Below are 17990 nucleotides of genomic sequence, written 5' to 3'. Positions count from 1 at the left end.
TGATCCCCCCAAATCCGTACGAACATCACCAAGGTTAGCCGCGGCTGGCGGCCTGCGCCAGCTCGGAGAGCCATTTCCCCCGCTCCCCTTCGGCTTTTCCGGCGATTCTTTTCAGCTTGTCCGTTCCGCCCCAGACCAAGTATACGATATGCTCCACTTCATGGCGTTTAAGACCGCGAACTTGATCTATCAGCAGCCTGAGATGCCTGTCGTCTGCCAGCTCGGCACCGATCTTCAGCTTCATCGAATCGCCGCTATGCAGCATGCACTTCACCAGCGTAGAAATGGTCTCCGCGTTAACGCCATGCCGTCCGGCCAAAGCTACCGTGAAGCCGTTCTGAACGGACTGGTGTTCTTCGTCGACCTTCTCCATATATTGTTCTACTAATGGAAAATAAGCCCGATCCGCGAGTCCAAGGCCGAAGACCGCATAACTGCCCGGCATGCAGCTTTTTTCCCCTTCCGTATCCGTATACCATTCGAAGGTTTCCATCGCCACCCCGGCGTACTCCTCCAGCAAAGGATGCAGTTTCGGATACTCCAAAGCGTTGGCAAAGAAACGGTGCGTGCCCGACTTGGCCAATCCTTTGACCGGCAGCCATTGTTTGACGGAGGACTTCAGCTTGATTTGATAGCTCTTAGGGAAACCCAAGCTTAGCAAGCGGGTAAGAAACCGGAGCGCACGTGCGTAGCTCTCCTCCGTTTCTTGCTTAATGGCTATGGTCACTTCGGCAAACACATCGTTGGCTGTGCATTCCGCAAATTCATCACGAAGGCTGATATCTTCCCGGGCGAACGTTCCGCTGCCTTCCACAGTCAGACGTTTGGCCCGGGCGCTTCCCAACTCGACAGCGCAATTCAACATCGCCAGCCCCGCACTTCTGCTATAGGAAGGATCATATTTCAGAATCAGGATTGCGGAATAAAGGACCAGTTCGACTAGACCTTGCTCGGTATTGTCCAGCCGGGCATCGCTTTTTTTCTTGTATACTTTCTGCCACTCTGTTCCTGTATTATCGAAATAACGGGGCAACCAATGGTTCTCCACCCAATTCCGCAAAGCCCCGCTCAGATGATTCCGGTGCTCGGCTAGATGTTTGTTTCCTTTATTCAATTGTTGAATGTTCTCGAAAACAGAAATGATCCGGCCAGGGTCCGCCTCCGGAAACAGTCCCTCATCCAACAGATGCCTGGACAGGAAAAACGTCTCCAAGGGTTTGGTCGGATATTGTCCCGCTTCGAGCTTATTCCCGATATAGGCGGAGATTCGGTCCAGCAGCAGTTTCTTCTTCGTCTCGTCGACGTATTCAAGAATACGGACGTTGACCCCGCCTTCCCGCACCCGGAACTTGCCGTTAAAAGTAAATTGATAATCGATTATTGCCGGCGGCATCCCGTTCAATTTATGCTGCATGTAGGAAGCAAGCTCAGGGACGATCTGCTCCCGCACTTGTTCCCCGGTCAGCCACTCGTTGGGGCCGCCCTTGCCTTCCGGCATCGTTAAATCGAGCTCCCCATCCGTCACGTCCACCCTGCCCCTGGCATATTCGAGCAGAGCATGACCGTGAATCCCCACCTGCAGCGGGGTGCGTTTCACGATTTTTTCCGCGTCGATATTGCTAATATAGGCTACCCATTGGTCAATCTCCTGTTTCATTTCGTCTAAAAGCGCTTCCAGTGTGTGATCCATATTCATCCAAAGCTCCTTTATGCAGAGGTAAGATTTTTTTTGCGCTCCCATACGGCTAGCCGCGGGTTACCTATTATCATAGCCTGTTCCGGCAGACAGGACAATTAGGCGGACAGACCGTTATTCTCCACCCTTAACAGGAACAGCGGCAGCCACGGACAATAACGTCCTGGACTACCGCTGTTTTATCAAACAATGATGTTCCGGTGAGCAGACCGGTGGATGTTAATGACGGCTCTTTTCCCTCTTCAGAATGGACTCGGTATGGTTCAACATCCGATTCAGATTATTCCGCCGGCCCGTCCGATCTGAAACGCCCGGCTTCAATACATCGCGGAGAGGGACAATCTCAGTACTTCTGCCGCCGCTTGTCATTCTCCGGTCCACGCCGGTCGGGATGTAATTGACGCTGGTGATATTCGTGTGTCCTTTTGGATCCTTTTGAATGGTGAGATTAAGAATGATTCCGCTTTGTGTATAAGGAATATTCATAAGTTTAGTAGACACAAAGTTACCCAGCGAATAAATCACAAATTTTTTCTTTCCCCGGGATTCCATGGGCTGGAGAACATGCGGATGAGATCCCAGAATGATGTTGGCGCCATTTTTAAAGAAGAGGTTTACCAGCTGTTTTTGCCTCTTGTTGGGCGTATAGTGATATTCGTTTCCAAAATGCATATACAGCAAAACCAGATCGGCCTTCTTTTTTAATTCCCGGATTTCCCGGCTGATTTTGGCGGTATCAATCCGGTTGACGAGCCATGGCCGGCCCGCCGGTACGGGAATCCTGTTGGTTCCTGCCGTATAGGAGAGGATTCCGATCTTAATCCCTTTTACGTTCTGGATCAGAACTTGCCTGGATTCTTCCAATGACCTGGAGGTACCGGTATGGCTGAGGCCATGGCGGTCCAGTACATGCAGCGTCCGGATCAGACCCGGGACCCCATAATCCATACAGTGATTGTTTGCCGTTACTAAGACATCAAACCCGGCTTTTTTTAGCGCCGGGGCCAGTTCATCCGGGCACTTGAATATCGGGCCGGAAGACCGTAGCGTTCTCCGGGAGTTTGGCCCGTTTCCGGCAAAGGTGGTTTCAAGATTTCCGATCGTCAGATCTGCCTGTTTCAGATATGGAGCCACCTTCGCAAACAAGGGGTCGAACGAATAGGTGCCGTCAGACTGTCTGGCCTCCGAAATAATATACCGTTTGACCATAAGGTCTCCCACAGCAGCTATTTGTATTTCCGTCATTCCATTCACCCTTTTGGCTTTTTCCATAGGATATGACAGAAAGCTGATATGGGTTAATCTACTCAGATTACGATGCTTCTCCGTACACTTCCACATTCATCTCCAGTTCGTCCTCCCCTGCGATTTCCAGGTGGCATCAGGCTGCTAATTGTCTTAGAATGAGAATTATAGTTCATTATGGAAACGGGGACAATATGCGAAAAAAACACATCGCCCAAAAATTGTACAGTCTATTTACCGGCGAACTGTTTGCTGTCATTATGTTTGCCGTGCTCTGGGTATTATATCTGCTAATGTTTGACTGGGCAGCGGCCTACTTAGCTTCTTTATCGTCTGTTTTCATCTTTGTTGTGCTGGAGTTCATTCTGCTCCAAGGCAGCTATTACTGGTTCTTCAAGTGGAAACAGGTCCGGCGCAAGGATTATTCGGCTCTGCCTGCCCGGCAGCTGCGATGGTTCAGCCGGTTCCGGAAATGCAATCTGGCCTTCCTTGCCATTGCACTCCTGATTCAGCTAGATCTGATGGTATCACGTTCGGTGGAGCGGTATTGGTGCTTGTTCCTGTATCTTTTTGCGCTGGTGGAGTATATCAACTATTATCATGTCCGGCTGTCTTTTATGAGCATTAGTGAAATTAAAGAATTTATCCGTCAAAAGGGATTCCGCAGCTCCAAGCTGGCTAAAGAATTGAAAAATCGGCAAAGGGAGGCTGCTCTACATCGATGAGCGGAGAAGCAGCCAGTCCAAACTTCACAAAAGCGTACCGCGTCTGATACACATGCGTATCCTTATCCAGGTCCTTGTCGGTCCAGCCCGGCTTATCCTTATAGCTGTCCGGCCCAACCTTGTAAACTTCACCTTTGATATGATGATGCGGTCCCAGCAGATTACGGCAGCTGCCCGTCATCTCCAGTTCAATGACGTTGCTCCCGCTGTGCAAAAAAGAAGAAATGTCTGCGTGATACGGCTCCCACAGGAAGCTGCGCACCTCCAATCCGTTGATGAACAGCTTGGTTACTATTGCGTCAGGGGGGGCTTGAAAAAACCATTGCGCATCCGAAGCTTGCGCTGCATCAAGTGCCAGCGTCTGCCGTATACGGAGGCTGCCGGAGAAGAACGGAAAACCCTGACGGGTCAAATCCCCCGTCTGTACCCGCCGGGCCGGTTCCGTCAATTGAAAAGGCCCTTCTGTACATACAGCGCTCCGCTCCCCGTCCGTGAACCCTGAGCTGGAATGGACTCCAAAATCGCCGAGCAGATAGATGCTTTCCAGCTCTTGATCAATCGTCAGCTTGTTGCCTTCTGCTTCAAACGCCCTGGCCCGCGCCAGCCGCTCCGAAATTTCCTGCGAGCTGCGGAATTCCATTCGCAGAACCAGCGTGTTCCGGCCTGTAGCCGCCAGGCCGCTAATGTCGATCGTTCTGAACGAGATATCCTGCCACCAGCCGCTGCCGGCCGTCTCTACCCTGGCCCCGTTCAGCTCAATCTCCAGCTCGTCCGGCCGTTCGATTACGAGATACATCTCCCGCTGCCTCGTGGTATCGAAGCTGACTGCAAATGCAAATTCCAGTTCCGCCGTCACCGTCCGGCCATAAGCCAGCAGCTGTTCCTGGATAAAAATCACAGGCTGCGGCTCCGACCATTCGCCGCCATCTACACGAAGGCGTGCGTTGTCCAGCGTCAGGCTGTTGAGACCGGCATGTACAATTTCCCAATCTGCGGCAAGCACTATCTGCGAACGTTCTTGATGGACCGTTTGTTCCCGCACACTTCGCTCTTCCCCGGCATGCCCCAGCTTCACTGCCGCTGCTGCCCGCATATCTGCATGCTCCCTAATATCCGCCGGTCTCACTGCTACAACATCTTGGTTTGCCGAGTCCTCTCCGGGCCCCTCAGATGCAACCGCCTTGTTGTCCTCGGCAAACGAAGCTGAATCCGGGAGCGGATCAACCTTCAGCATATAGGATTGGCCGGGATGCAGCGGGAGCTGCAGGCGCACGCCCTGTGGCTGTAGTTCCTGCCCCCTCTGCTTCTGCACCACCTGCACCTGCTCCTGCTCCAGCGGACGGATCTCTCCGGTTTCCAGATCAACCAGTGAAACTATGCCCTGGCGGGTCAGCTGTATATTCAGCAGCGGGTAGAACTCCGTGCCGGAGTTCACCACATAATGCAGAATCGAACCTGCAAGCTCCAGCGTCCGCACATTGAGTGTATCCGCAGCAACACGTTCCCCGTTCCCGCCGGAAATACGGAGGAATGGTCCAACCCCGGCAGACACCGCCCGGCACAATGCTTCGCCGCTCCATTCCGGCAGGACAGCTGCCTGCATGAAGCGTGCGAACTCTGCATCCTCCTGCCCGTCAACCAGTACCGGATAAGGCTCAAAAGCAATCAGCGTCCCGCCCTGCGCAGAAAATTCCCGAAGCAGCTCTGCCGTATGCCGGCCCACCGTCACACTTGGCGGCACTATCACTACGCGGTATGCCGCTTCGCCGACTATGAAGCTGCCGCCGCTGACCCGGCCATGTCCGGCGATAATGCCCTCGCTGCCATAGTCGTGCTCAATCAGGCTTTGGCACAGCCATCTGGCGAGCCGGGCGAATGCGTCATGATAAGGGATCACAGCGGAATAATCTGCGCCGCGCTGCAGCGTCCAGGCTGTGCGCACCGGATGCAGCAGAAGCACCTCCGCCTGGCCGGTGCCTTCGGACAGCAGCAGGGACAGCCGGGCAAAATAGTCGTTGAAGCCTTTATAGTCACTCCACCACGGCTGCTGATAGAACAGGGACGGCGGGTAATCCCGCTTGCGCAGCCCTCTTAAGGAGTACCCCTGCAAATGCTGGCACATCAGATTGATGCCGTGCACAAACTGCCACTCGCCAATTCGCTTGAGGTCCGCGAAGCTGACGTTCCAGCCGGAGCAGCCGAAGCTCTCGGTGACCGTCCGCTTTTTGCCGAGCTGGCGGGCCACCGAGCTGACCTGCTTCGGCACCATGGCATCGGTTCCGACGAACCGGCCCAGCCAGTCGCAGCCGGGAATCTGCAGATGCTCATAGAAGGCCATCGGATCGCCGACAGAGGTCACCTGGTGCATCAGCTCCTGCTCATCAACGACATGTCCGGTCGCCGACCAGCCCTTGTCTGCGCACCAGTCCCCGATTTGCTTGGCGTAGGCCTGCGTGAACATAAAGGTTACGGTCTCCCAGTAAGCATATCTGGCCGCACTGCAGTTCTCCGTTTCCAAGAAGAGGGATGGCAGAACCTCCTTCAAGTTGCCGCCATGTCTTGTACTGAACACCTCCTCCAGCTCAAAAGACCAAGGCAGCCCGCCCCGGCCGAACTGGGGCTCATCCGTGAATACACCGCTCAGCTCCCTGCCGTATTCTTCTCCAAATTGCCTCCAGTAGCGCTCATAAGTGGTGTCGATAAATTCTTTTACAGCCATAGCACTGAGCGTATCCGTATAGTAAGGATTCACATCATAGCAGATTCGAAGATCAGCATGGGCTTCTTCACCCGGGGGCAGCAGCCGGTAGCCCGCTTCTCCCTCCGCTCCAGCGGCGTACCAGCCGATGATCCGTTCCGCTGGAACATCCTGAAAGGGAGCCTGTTCACAAACCAGCCGTTTCTGCTGATAGTCCAGCCCTTTGGCGGGAACCTTCCCGTCTGCAAAACCGCTGGGCCAACCGTTCTCGTCATAGAACCAGGCATTCATCCCCAGCTCGCGGCTTTTCTCAATCGAAGTGCGGATGGCCTCCATCCATTCTTCGCCCATGTACGGCGTTTGCAGCCCGCCCCGGGCATGCATGAAGAAGCCGCCGATTCCCGCCAGGTGCATCTCTTCAATCTGCCGCTCCAGCTCCTTTTTTTCCAGCCGGTCATTCCAGGACCAGAGCGGAACGGAGCGGTATGCGGCAGGCGGGTTCTTCAGTTCATCCCACAGATTCGTCAGCCTGTTCGTTATCCGGTTCGACCGGCCGTTCGTTTCCCCGTTAGTCATGCTGTTCATCAGCCTTTCAGGCATAGGGAGATCAGATCATCTACATGCGCGGTAGCAAGGCATTCAATCGTATCCGCAGAGCCGTAGTAGATTTTGACCTCGCCGTTATCCTCCAGAATCATTCCGCCCGGAAAAATAACGTTGTTGCGGAAGCCGCCGTCAATTTCATAGCTGGTCTCTGGTGCGAGCAACGGCTGTTTATACATGCCGAGAATCTTTTTGGGATTCTCCAGATCCAGCAGCATGATGCCTGCGGTATACCGCTTCTTCCAGGCAGGCTCCCAGCCGTGCTTGCCGCGTGACGGGTCAATATCCACCGCATGGAAAGTCGTCAGCCAGCCCTTGTCCGTCTTCACCGGAGGCGCGGCAGGTCCCACCTTGTCATTGGCGAACGGCACATGCTCCACAGCGAACAGCAGGTCGGAATTGCCCCAATATTTCAAATCCGGGGATTCCGAAATCCAGGTATCAAAGCGGTCCTGCCCGCCCCGGCTGTACACGGTGAACGGGCGTTCCAGGCGGACGTAATTACCGCCGATTTTCTCCGGGAACAGCACCATGTTGCGCAGATCAGGCGACGACAGGCTGAGGATCTCAAACTCCTCAAAATCATCCGTCACCGCAATCCCGCCCCGGATGCCATGATGGGTATCCACGGCAAAACACATATAGCAGCGGTCCCCGATCACCGTCAGGCGCGGGTCATAGGCGCGGATAATCTCTTCGTCATGCAGCTTGAAGCATTTCTTAGGACTGGCCTCCCAGTGGATTCCGTCATCGCTGAAGGCGATCCCGAGGTCGGTGGTGTGATGCGGCTCAATGGTCTGATCGGCAAGCGAGCCGTAATCGTTACGGAACACCATGACATACTTGCCTTTAAATTTGGTCACGCCAGCATTGAACACTAGCGCTGTAGGATAGGGGACCTTGGACGCATCCAGAACAGGATTGCCAGGATAGCGCTGAATCAGCGGACTGGATGTAAGGATTGAGGGAACCTGAACGGTCATGTTGTAAACCTCCTGATTAGTACTTGTAATATCGTCAGAGTCTAATTAATAGTTCTATTATCCTTGTTAGATGTAGTATTGATGGTTGATAGTAATGTCAGCGGATACCCGGGGCGTTCCTATCCCTTCAGGGAGCCTGCCGTCATCTGCATAAAGGATTTATTGGCAAACACATAAGCTACCAGAATCGGCAAAATCGACAGGCAGGCACCGGCCATCATATAGTGGGTCTGCGAGGCTGCGGAAATGCCGTATTTCAGGTTCGCCAGGCCAACCGTGAGCGTCTGCAGCTCCGGCTTCGTCATCGTGAACACGAGCGGCAGCAGGTATTCATTCCACGCGCCGCGGAAGGTGAACAGCGCACCAACACCCAGGCCGGGACCCAGCAGCGGCAGGATAATAGTCCAAAAGGTGCGGCCCAGCGAACTGCCGTCGATCCGTGCGGCTTCGTCCAGCTCACGCGGAATGCCTTTCATGAAGCTTAGCAGGATAAAAAAGATCGAAGCATGCGCGGAGATCAGAATCAGAATGACGCCCCACAGTGAGCTGTGCAGATGCAGCTTGACCATCAGATCGAACTGCGGACGCAGCACCACCGCACCTACGGCGACAAACATGGTGAATGACTGCATGCCGATATAGATTTTTTTGCCGAAAAAATCCATCCGGTCTACCACATAAGCCGCCATGGACGCTACCAGCAGCGTACCGGCCACCGTGGTCAGCGACACAATCAGACTGTTCATTGTATAGGTCGAGAAATTGGCTTTGTCCCAGGCATTGGCGTAGTTGGAGAAATGCCACTTGCTTGGCAGAACGGTGGCGCCTGTGGTCAGTTCAATATTTGTTTTGAAAGAACCGAGTATGGTAATCACAACAGGGATCAAGGTTACAAAGGCGAGTGCCAGCAAAAAGATCCATAAAACCGTCTTTCCCGTTATCTCTTTTGTTCTCATGTCACATCTCTCCTCAATCGATCCGATTCATTCGTCTGGAGGCGTAGAAATAGATCAACGAAATCATTCCCACGATAACTGCAGAAACGAACGCGACTGCACTGCCATATCCAAACTCCTGCACCTGGGTAGAGGCTGAGCTGCCGCCGACCGGAAAGAACAGCTTATACAGGTAAAGGAACATTACTTCCGTTTTACCGGCAGGGCCGCCTTCGGTGAGTACCATTATGCTCTCATAGCCCTTCAGCGCGTTGATGATCGCCAGCATGATGACCATCTGCAGCACAGGTCCCAGCATCGGCAGGGTGATGAAGCGGAACTGCTGTATTTTATTGGCTCCATCCAACGAAGAGCTCTCATAAACATCCTCGGGAATATTCTGCAAACCGGCCAGGAACAGCAGCATGTAGTTGCCGACCGCACCCCACACCGCCACCAGAATGACCGTAAGCATGGCATGTTTGGGTCCCAGCCAGTCAATGCCCGAGGATGAAATGTTAAATTTGATCAGGAACTGGTTCAGAATTCCGTTGTATGAATTGAAAATGGTGAAAAAGACCACAGCCATGACGGCTGTACTGATTACTGTTGGCATGAAAAAGACTGCCCGCAGCAGCTGTCTCCCCCTGATCTTGCGGTTTAGAATCGCCGCCAGCAGCAGGGACAGCGGGATCGAGAGCAGCAGCTTGCCTCCCGCATACACAAATGTATTCACGACCGAGTCCCAAAACTCTGCGTCGCGCAAAATCCGGCTGAAATTATCGAGGCCGATAAACCGGGCGGTTCCATAACCCTTGTAATTGTAGAACATGTAGCGGAATGCCCAGGCAATCGGGTAAATTCCCAGCACCAGCGTGAGCAGTGCGCTCGGCAGCAGAAAGCTGTAGGCAAAAGCGGCATTCTTGGTTTTGTTCATGGCTTCTTCCAGACTCCTTTCCTCTCTTACATTAGACCGGTGAGGATGGGGGGGGGGACCCCCCATCCTTGGGTCATCTCTATGAATGCCCGGATTAGCTTGTTCTAACTTATTTGGCAAATTTACCGGCAAGCGCCGCCGGATCAAAGCTTGGGTCCGGTTCAGCTTTCAGGCCGTCATTCTTGATCGCGTCATCCAGCGCAGCGTTGTAGCGCTTATTCAGATCGGAGATGGCAGCATCCAAATCTCCGCCGTTCAGCATGTATTTGAAGAAAGCATCATCCGATTTCATGCCTTCCGGCGCTACGGACGGATACACCGGCCAAACGCCGTCATTCCGGTTCGGCAGGAAACCTTCAATACCGTTAACTTCCGGGGTTTTGGCTGTAGCGCTGATGGAAGGAACCATCGAGATGCCAAAGCCTTTTTCCTGATAGGATGTCAGCACTTGATCACTGTACATGAACTCCATGAACTTCCAGGCAGCATCTTTATGCTTAGACTTGGAGCTCAGTGCCAGCCATTGTCCGCCGAGGAAGCCGGAAGCGCCCTTGACATTGCCGTCAATCGTCGGAGCGGGTGCCGCAGCCCAGTCAATTTTGGCCGGGAACTGTGTGCTGTAAACTCCCGGCTCTGAGGAGTAGCTGAGGTACATCCCGATCTTGCCTTCGGCGAACTGCGCCCGCAGCGGATCAATGTCCAGCGATTCCACGCCCGGCAGCATGCTGCCGTCGTCCTTGATCTGCTTGAAGGCCTCGATAATCGGCTTGAAGCCGCTGAAGTCATAACGCGCTGTTGCAAAGTCATAACCAAAGCCGCCGAAGCCGCTCAATTCAGCAATAACCCGGGCCGAGCGTCCAAGGGCACTGTTTGGACTTTTGAAATTCTGGGCGAAGCCATAGGCGCCATCCGCTTTTCCTGCTTCTGTCAGCTTTTTGGCGGTATCCACCAGTTCCTTCAAGGTAGTAGGCGGTTTGGCAATCCCCGCTTTGGCGAACAGATCCTTGTTATAGATCAGGCGCATCGTCGTTCCGTAGTTGGGCAGGCTGTAGCGTTTACCGTCAAAAGTATTCAAATCAACCATTTCGGGAAATTTCGCCTTCATCTCATCTGACAGATACTCGTCAATTGGAGCAAGATACTCTTTTTTATAAAAAGTGCCGATGGTGTTCTCTTTCACCCGGATCACGTCCGGAGAATCGGCAGTCTGAAAGGACAGATCCAAGGCAGTATCGAAATCGTCACCTTTGACGACCAGCTCAACCTCAATGCCGTCGGTATTCGTTTCGTTGAACTCGGCTACCTTCTCTTTCACAAATTCGGCGTCATGGCGGTCACCTGTCCAGTAGGTGATTTTGGTCTTTTCCCCCGATGCCGCTCCCGAGTCTGACGCTTTCCCCGCATTTGATGCCTCTCCGGAATTTTCAGCGGTATTGGAGTTGCCGCAAGCAGCCAGGCCGAATGCCAGCACCGTGCTTAGTGAAGCCAGAAGCAGTTGTTTCTTCATTTCTGTTAGCCCCCTTAAATGTTCAAAGCTGTGTTTGCCTTACACCCTGATTATAGGGCAGTCCATCCCGCTGCATAATGCGGGTAAACCCACATTAAGGGCAGAAATCTGTTGAACTCATGCCAAACGGGGCTGAACCCCCGCTGCATCAGCGGATCATCCATCCCCGTGGATTCGCACATTGAAATACGCCGGGCGGCCGGGGCTGCGCCCGGCGGCATTGGCGCTGGCGGCTGCGCGGCGGCGGCACTCTTGACGGCTGCGCGGCCCGGCACTCTTGGCGGCTGCGCGGCGGCGGTACTCTTGGCGGCTGCGCGGCCCACAACGGCATTTCTGCCGTTGTTTCCACCTTTTCATCCCCTGCTGGCAAGCCAAGTGGAAAAAGGGAACTTAAATTCCACAAAAATCAACAATCGCGAGGTTTAGGTGGAAAAAGGGAACCTATTCCAGCAATATTCCTTATCAGGAGCGAAAAAGGGCTGAATTAGTGCACCTTTTTCCACTTAGCCTGCCGGGTTGCTCGATGCTTAAGCAAATTAGTGATACTTTTTCCACCTAACCAGCTAACGAAGCGCTCAGAAGAGGTACATACTCACCTTACACAAACTTCCTGGCACTGCCCGGCGGCGCACCCAACAACGCAACGGCATTTCTGCCGTTGTTTCCGCACAAGCAGACAAGCAGACCACATGGCTGCTCCTTATTTTACCTGCCGAGATATGAAATCTTGAACTCTGACGGGGTCATGTCGGTGTATTTCTTGAACACCTCGCTGAAGTAGCGGCGGTGCTCATAACCGAGCTCCATGGCGATTTCCTGCACCTGCAGTCCTTCAATCAGCATGGTTTTGGCCTTCTCCATCTTCTCGTGCATGACGAACTGTTGAAACGAGATGCCCGCCACCTTCTTGAACAGGTTCGAAAAATAGCCCTGGCTAAGGTTGATCTGCTTCGCCACCTGCTCCAGCGTCAGGCTGGTGTGCAGATTGGCGCAGATATAGGCTTTGGCCTGCTGGATGATCCGCGTGGATTCGACCGAACGTTCTTCTTCAATCCAGCGGCAGCTCTCGGCGCACAACTCTTCGAGCAAAGAGCGGATTTCCTGCAGTGAAGGATGCAGGCGGTTCTTCAGCAGGTTCACTTGCTGCTCCAGCGGCTGCACCTTCTCATAGGGGAACAGCTCCAGCATGACCCGGCAGATTTTGAAGGACAGCTCATAGCCGATGTTCTCCACATACTGCGGGGCAGGCAGCGGATCGAGCTGCAGCAGCTCATCAAAAATCTGCTGCAGCACCAGCTGGCTTTTCTCACGGTTGCCTGAACGCAGGGCGAAGAGAAATTCCTGTTCGGCAGCAACGGAATAATGGCTCGCGGCCCGGGGTTTATGCACGATACTCGCGTAGCTGTATACAGCGTTTCCACCGGTATAGAAATGATACGCCAGCGCGCTGAGCGCCTGGGCGTAGGAATCGGCCAGCTCATGGATGGCAGCCACGCAGAGTCCCACCCCGATCGAGACTGTGCAGCGGGAATAACGGCTGACATTCGCACAGCAGGCTTCGCTGATCTGCCCGGCGGCCTGGGGGTCATCCCCGTTGATGATGCAGACATAGCGGTTCGTCGCCTCACGGAAGAGGACTCCCTGCGTCCAGGCGAGGATCGTCTCCTCCAGGATATTTTGCAGGCTGAAGCGGATCAGCTCGATCTCCTGCACCGGCTGCATGCCGTATTTTCCGGCAAAATGGTCGATCTCCACGATAAATACCGTGAAATTCTCCTGCGCCAGCGGAATGCCAAGATACTCCCAGCGGGCTTTCGCCCCCGGCTCCGTCGCCCGGTGCTGCATCAGGAAGGTTAAATACTCCTGACGCAGAATCGGCAGGCTCTCTTTGATCTGGGCTTTCATAGCCATGATCTTTTCCTGCTCCTCGCGTTCCTGCAGACACAGCTCCCTGGCCTTCAGCACCACGGTCACAATCTCCTCCAGCGAAAAGGGCTTTTTGACAAAATCCATCGCCCCAAGCCGGATCGCCTGCTGGGCATAAGAGAACTCCGAATACGCGCTGAGAATAATAATTTTGCAGTGGGGGGCAAATTCGAGAATCGCCTTGGTCATTTCCAGGCCGTCCATACGCGGCATGCGGATGTCTGTAAGCACAATATCGGGCTTCTGCCCGCGGACCATCTGCAGTCCTTCTTCACCGTCGAGCGCAGTGCCGGCCACCTCAATGCCATACTCCTGCCACTGGGGCTTGCGGGCGATCATGTCCACCACGCTTTTGATATCGTCGATCACGCAAATTTTAACCGTTCGATCTTCAGGATATTCCATAGTTTCCTCCCTCTTCCCGCAGTGGACTGAGCGGTATCCACAAATCTGTGCGCGAGCCCGCGCCCGCCTGGCCGGACAGCTCCATCCGCGCCTCATCGCCGTAGTACAGCTGCAGCCGGTGCCTGATGTTGACCAGGGCGTAGCCTTTTTTTGAAATCTCCCGTTTGGCCATTCCCTGCTCGACTGCGGCGGCATCCAGGCCTTTGCCGTTATCCTCTACAACGATATGCAGCATGGACTGCTCCAGCGAGATCCGTACCTGAATACAGCCACCGCTCCGCCGGTCTGAGAACCCGTGCTGGATGCTGTTCTCCACAAGCGGCTGCAGCAGGATTTTGGGAATGAGGCATGACAAAAGCTCCTCCTCCTCGGCTTCGGCATGATACTCGAACAGATTCTCATAGCATTTCTGCTGGATGGCGCAATACTGCTGCACATGGGACAGCTCGTCCTCCAGCGTAATCAGATCCCTGCCGCCGCCAAGCCCCAGCTGAAACATTTGCGACAATGCGAGGATCATCTCGTTGACATCATCATTTTCGCCCATCACAGATTTGCAATAGATTGTATTCAGCGTGTTGTACAGAAAATGAGGCTCCATCTGCGCGGTCAGCGCCCGGATCTCCGCATGGCGTTTGCCCTTTTCCTTCTGCCGCACATCTTCGATCAGTGTTTTGATCTCCGTCATCATCCGGTTGAACTGAAACCCGACCTGGGCGATCTCGTCGTTATATTTACTCTCAAAAGATACGCTGAGCTGGTTCTCCTCCACCCGGCGCATCAGCCTGCTCAGCTTGAACAAGGGCCGGAGCAGCGCAGCTGTCAGCTTATTGGAGAAAAACCAGGTCGTCAGCAGAAATACCAGAATCACCACCAGAACCGTCCGCTGTACGCCCTTGAGCTGTCCCAGCAGCTGATCCTTGGACTGCATCCCGGCGAGAATCCAGTTCGGTGCAACCGCCGACTGCTTATAGTTGACCAGGTAATTCTCACCGGCAAAAGGATAAAAGAAATTGCCCTCGCTGTCCGACGTACTGTCCTGCAGAAATTCCGGGTCCTTTGCAGGCTCGCCCTTGGCAGGCCAGCCTGTCTGTACTACCGTCTCCCCTTCAGTATTCAGGAGCAGGTATTTCCGGTCATTCGAGGAGGTGCCCTGGCCAAGCAATGAAGCGATCTTATTCTCCCTGAGATTGACTACTATGAAAACGTTGGTGATCGGCGTACGCTCATAAATTCCCCGCACAACAAAAGACACTACCCGCTGGCTGCCGGTGAACAGCCGGTCATAATGGCCTTTGGCCCAGTAGCCGCCTGGGCTTTTTTTGCTGTTGTCGTACAGCTCCGAGCCGTAGAACGAATTATCCTGCGCACGGACCTGGGTGGTGGAATAAAAATCCCCGATCGGCGTCGCTATGAGAACGTTCTCAATCATCGGCTCATTGAAAGTGGTCTGCGAGAGGACGTATTGCATTTCCGATAAATGAACATAATATTTCGTCACATCGTGGGCCTGCACATCAATCATCATCTGCCTGTAGGCATCGCTGAGCATCAGGGACTGGACAGACATTGCCACATCGTTCAGCCGGTAGTCCAGCAGCTGCAGGGTTTTGTCCACCGTCTCCTTGCTCGCATCAAACGCATTGTTCTGAATTTCCTTCCCGGCTATCCGGTAGGTCAGCACGCCCATGGCACTGATTGACAGCGTTATCAATACAATAAAAGAGAACAGCACCCGCTGCTTGATGGACACCTGGTAAAAACGTTCACTCCACTTGCTCCAGATCAGGCCGCCCCATTTTCTCAGAAACTTCATGGATGCCTTCTCTCCTTCCCACAGCAGAAATTTCGCCAGCTCCCCGGCAACCAGCGCATGCCCCGTGCATTCGGATGATCCACATGGGCAACCAGCTTTCATCCCCTGTACCATACGACCGATCCCGGGCTGGTGTCAACAAAAAAAGAATATCGATGTTGTTTCATCTTTATTCCAAAGATTGGTATCCGGTGTGACGGCACATCAAAAGAGCCCCCCACCAATATTAAGGGCTGCTCTTGTTTACCTTGCTATTCCGGTAAGCTTATTTGTCCGTGCCCTCTGCAAAACCAGCCAAGGCCCCAGCCCGTTACCCCGCCGCCAAAATGAAGGCGCATCCATAGCTATGGTTACCGGCTAGAGTGTCACCTACCGGGTTCCTGCGAGGTGCCCGTGAGGCACCTATGAGGCACCTACCGAAATTCTGCTGCACAGAATGCAATAGAATCTGATATCAGGCTGATTTGGGAGTTAACTGCTGTATAAAGTGCAATAGACTGCTTCTCCGAATGCTCAGCCGTTCAACAAGCCAGCCTTCCCGGCAACACTCAGCCATTCGTTGGCAATCAGGTCATGGCCGGCATGCGTCGGATGAACGCCGTCCCACAGCCAGTAGGCGGCATCCGCTCTTGACGCCGCCGCATCGAAAGCGGCCTGCAGCGGAACATGCACTGTGCCGAACTCTTCTGCCAACGCACGGACCACCTGCTGATAATGGGTCAAATGCTTCGACCATTCGTCCCAGGCTTCCGCCGGAGCTCCCGTCTTCAGGATAAACGGCTCGCACAGCACCAGCTTCGTCTGCGGCAGCACTTCCCGGGTTTCCTCCAGCACATGGCGGTAAGCCCGCTCAAAACGGTCGGTTACCCCGCTGGGCTCCCCCTTCATCATTCTCCAGAGATCATTGACCCCGATCAGAATGCTGAGCACATCCGGCTGCAGATAGATCGCATCCTCATTCCAGCGGGCATAGAGATCTGAAATCCGGTTCCCGCTTATGCCCCGGTTATAAAACACCGGCTTCTGTTCAGCCAGCTCATTGCCAAGCCTGGCGCCGATGATATACGCGTAGCTGTGGCCAAGAATATGATTAGGGTCCTCGTCGCGGCCCCGGTTGCCGTCAGTAATCGAATCGCCCTGAAATAGAAAAACCTTGCTTTTGCCAGAAAAAGTAGACATCAATACTCATCCTTTGATTACGATTTAGTGGTTATTCGCCTGCGGTTACCCATTCATATTCTACCGTGATCCCGGCCTTCTCTTCAATGATCTGCATCGCAATCCGCTGGAGAAGCTGGGACAGCGCGGTATTCGAATTGTCATTCCGTAGACTTCATATAATAAGTAGTTAGCTTAATCCTGAAATCCCTCGGCAGCCCGAGGGGCAATAGCCCCAATGCTGAATATGGTGTTCTCTGATGATTCGCCTCTATGAAACACTAATCTCTCTTTTTCTTAATTTCTTAAATGCAGAGTAATCCAGATCGGACTTAATATAACTTAATATTTTATCGGTACATTCAACTGGGCTGAGTTCTTCCGTGTTTACTTCAAGATCATATTCATCATAGGAATATATGTAGTCGAACTGGGAATGGGCAAGACCAATCGCGCGATCTCCCCTGCTTTGCTCTCTTCTTGTGAGTTCTTCTTTCGAGCATAATACGCCTACAAACAATATAGGGTGATCAATAAGTACATCATAAAAATCATTAAAGTACTTGTCATTTGCGATTATGGTATCTACTATTACATTAAAACCCAGTTCTGATAACAATTTAATTGTCGAATGGTACACTGACAATATGGAATGATCAATTATTTGCGAGACAACTTGATGATCTATTCCTCTTGGAGGTTCATCTGGAAACTTATTATTCACAAAATCATTGTAATTATTAAAAAATTCATCAATTGATAAATGATAAAAAGGAATCTCTTTCTGATTGATCAGTTCAGTCGATATGGAGGTCTTTCCAGAACTTGACGTTCCGTTCAAAAACACAATGAGTCCTCGCTTCACATGAATCACCCTTATCTATAAGATTTGCGTTTCATTCAGAAAACCTTATTCTAATTAATTTCATTAAATTATCCAACAGACAAAATATTCGAGAAACGATTAAACTATCCTGTCTGTTAGCTTAATGAAGCATCGCCTTTATTTGCGGCTTTATTGCATCTTTTAATGGTTGTTCGACAATCCATTTTACCAAGGGATGTTTTTTTTGTGTTTAACCTGTATTTGTAATAGTCGATCCAAAATGAAACCAACAAGATACCAGAAGGCTAATGTTGTGAGATAAACTACTGCTATTGGAATGTCTGTTTTTCGCACAAAATGAGATGATTCGTATATCCAGACCAACGGACTAGTTATTGCCAACAGGATGTTATAGTCGTCATTTCCTGAAATATTTACAGCAATAGCAACAAATGAAATTAAAACTAACCAAAATCGAAATGATTTCATTAAACGAATTAGTTTCATTATTCATACCTCCAATTTACATG

The 17990-nt window shown here is 52.6% G+C and carries 14 protein-coding genes; 1 reads left to right on the top strand and 13 read right to left on the bottom strand.

Annotation, left to right across the window (positions count from 1 at the left end; translation table 11 throughout):
- Nucleotides 1-34: 34 nt before the first annotated feature.
- Nucleotides 35-1690, bottom strand: a complete 1656-nt coding sequence (locus PGRAT_RS08765; protein WP_025703967.1) for a DUF6138 family protein — start codon at nt 1688-1690, stop codon at nt 35-37.
- Nucleotides 1691-1915: 225 nt separating this feature from the next.
- Complete coding sequence (locus PGRAT_RS08760; protein WP_025703968.1) at nt 1916-2941, bottom strand: CapA family protein; 1026 nt, start codon at nt 2939-2941, stop codon at nt 1916-1918.
- A 194-nt stretch (nt 2942-3135) separates the two neighbouring features.
- Between PGRAT_RS08760 and PGRAT_RS08755 the strand changes: the two genes are divergently transcribed.
- On the top strand, nt 3136-3666 hold the full coding sequence (locus PGRAT_RS08755) for a hypothetical protein (RefSeq protein ID WP_025703969.1): 531 nt from the start codon (nt 3136-3138) through the stop codon (nt 3664-3666).
- Here the strand turns inward: PGRAT_RS08755 and PGRAT_RS08750 are convergent.
- The 11 genes from PGRAT_RS08750 to PGRAT_RS08700 all read right to left on the bottom strand — a co-directional run bounded on the left by PGRAT_RS08750 (nt 3620) and on the right by PGRAT_RS08700 (nt 17967).
- The gene (locus PGRAT_RS08750; RefSeq protein WP_167337223.1) at nt 3620-6940 is read right to left on the bottom strand and encodes a glycosyl hydrolase; all 3321 of its coding nucleotides are present in this window, start codon (nt 6938-6940) and stop codon (nt 3620-3622) included. The genes PGRAT_RS08755 and PGRAT_RS08750 overlap by 47 nt on opposite strands.
- 8 nt (nt 6941-6948) lie before the next feature.
- Nucleotides 6949-7950, bottom strand: a complete 1002-nt coding sequence (locus PGRAT_RS08745) for a glycoside hydrolase family 130 protein (protein ID WP_025705992.1) — start codon at nt 7948-7950, stop codon at nt 6949-6951.
- Nucleotides 7951-8069: 119 nt separating this feature from the next.
- A complete protein-coding gene (locus PGRAT_RS08740; RefSeq protein WP_025705993.1) occupies nt 8070-8906 on the bottom strand; it encodes a carbohydrate ABC transporter permease in 837 nt (278 codons plus the stop codon).
- A 13-nt stretch (nt 8907-8919) separates the two neighbouring features.
- On the bottom strand, nt 8920-9822 hold the full coding sequence (locus tag PGRAT_RS08735; protein WP_025705995.1) for a carbohydrate ABC transporter permease: 903 nt from the start codon (nt 9820-9822) through the stop codon (nt 8920-8922).
- 109 nt (nt 9823-9931) lie between these two features.
- Nucleotides 9932-11329 carry an ABC transporter substrate-binding protein gene (locus tag PGRAT_RS08730; protein WP_025705996.1) on the bottom strand — a complete coding sequence of 466 codons (1398 nt, stop codon included), beginning with the start codon at nt 11327-11329 and terminating at the stop codon, nt 9932-9934.
- Between the two features lie 148 nt (nt 11330-11477).
- A complete protein-coding gene (locus PGRAT_RS33140; RefSeq protein ID WP_156124057.1) occupies nt 11478-11678 on the bottom strand; it encodes a hypothetical protein in 201 nt (66 codons plus the stop codon).
- A 356-nt stretch (nt 11679-12034) separates the two neighbouring features.
- The gene (locus PGRAT_RS08720) at nt 12035-13660 is read right to left on the bottom strand and encodes a response regulator (RefSeq protein WP_025704479.1); all 1626 of its coding nucleotides are present in this window, start codon (nt 13658-13660) and stop codon (nt 12035-12037) included.
- Nucleotides 13647-15476 carry a sensor histidine kinase gene (locus PGRAT_RS08715; RefSeq protein WP_025704480.1) on the bottom strand — a complete coding sequence of 610 codons (1830 nt, stop codon included), beginning with the start codon at nt 15474-15476 and terminating at the stop codon, nt 13647-13649. Before PGRAT_RS08715 ends, PGRAT_RS08720 begins: the two co-directional genes overlap by 14 nt.
- 513 nt (nt 15477-15989) lie before the next feature.
- Entirely contained in the window at nt 15990-16655 is a 666-nt protein-coding gene (locus PGRAT_RS08710; RefSeq protein ID WP_025704481.1) for an SGNH/GDSL hydrolase family protein, read from the bottom strand.
- 250 nt (nt 16656-16905) lie between these two features.
- The gene (locus PGRAT_RS08705; RefSeq protein ID WP_025704482.1) at nt 16906-17499 is read right to left on the bottom strand and encodes a chloramphenicol phosphotransferase CPT family protein; all 594 of its coding nucleotides are present in this window, start codon (nt 17497-17499) and stop codon (nt 16906-16908) included.
- Between the two features lie 186 nt (nt 17500-17685).
- Nucleotides 17686-17967 carry a hypothetical protein gene (locus PGRAT_RS08700; RefSeq protein WP_238326763.1) on the bottom strand — a complete coding sequence of 94 codons (282 nt, stop codon included), beginning with the start codon at nt 17965-17967 and terminating at the stop codon, nt 17686-17688.
- Nucleotides 17968-17990 lie beyond the last annotated feature (23 nt).

This window comes from Paenibacillus graminis (assembly GCF_000758705.1).
In the GTDB taxonomy this organism is placed as follows: Bacteria; Bacillota; Bacilli; order Paenibacillales; family Paenibacillaceae; genus Paenibacillus_AQ; species Paenibacillus_AQ graminis.
This window is presented reverse-complemented; position numbering and strand designations above follow the sequence as displayed.

Coding starts and splice junctions, on each gene's coding strand:
- PGRAT_RS08765 (WP_025703967.1), bottom strand. CDS start 1,690: ATGGATCACACACTGGAAGCGCTTTTAGACGAAATGAAACAGGAGATT.
- PGRAT_RS08760 (WP_025703968.1), bottom strand. CDS start 2,941: ATGACGGAAATACAAATAGCTGCTGTGGGAGACCTTATGGTCAAACGG.
- PGRAT_RS08755 (WP_025703969.1), top strand. CDS start 3,136: ATGCGAAAAAAACACATCGCCCAAAAATTGTACAGTCTATTTACCGGC.
- PGRAT_RS08750 (WP_167337223.1), bottom strand. CDS start 6,940: ATGACTAACGGGGAAACGAACGGCCGGTCGAACCGGATAACGAACAGG.
- PGRAT_RS08745 (WP_025705992.1), bottom strand. CDS start 7,950: ATGACCGTTCAGGTTCCCTCAATCCTTACATCCAGTCCGCTGATTCAG.
- PGRAT_RS08740 (WP_025705993.1), bottom strand. CDS start 8,906: ATGAGAACAAAAGAGATAACGGGAAAGACGGTTTTATGGATCTTTTTG.
- PGRAT_RS08735 (WP_025705995.1), bottom strand. CDS start 9,822: ATGAACAAAACCAAGAATGCCGCTTTTGCCTACAGCTTTCTGCTGCCG.
- PGRAT_RS08730 (WP_025705996.1), bottom strand. CDS start 11,329: ATGAAGAAACAACTGCTTCTGGCTTCACTAAGCACGGTGCTGGCATTC.
- PGRAT_RS08720 (WP_025704479.1), bottom strand. CDS start 13,660: ATGGAATATCCTGAAGATCGAACGGTTAAAATTTGCGTGATCGACGAT.
- PGRAT_RS08715 (WP_025704480.1), bottom strand. CDS start 15,476: ATGAAGTTTCTGAGAAAATGGGGCGGCCTGATCTGGAGCAAGTGGAGT.
- PGRAT_RS08710 (WP_025704481.1), bottom strand. CDS start 16,655: ATGTCTACTTTTTCTGGCAAAAGCAAGGTTTTTCTATTTCAGGGCGAT.
- PGRAT_RS08700 (WP_238326763.1), bottom strand. CDS start 17,967: ATGAAACTAATTCGTTTAATGAAATCATTTCGATTTTGGTTAGTTTTA.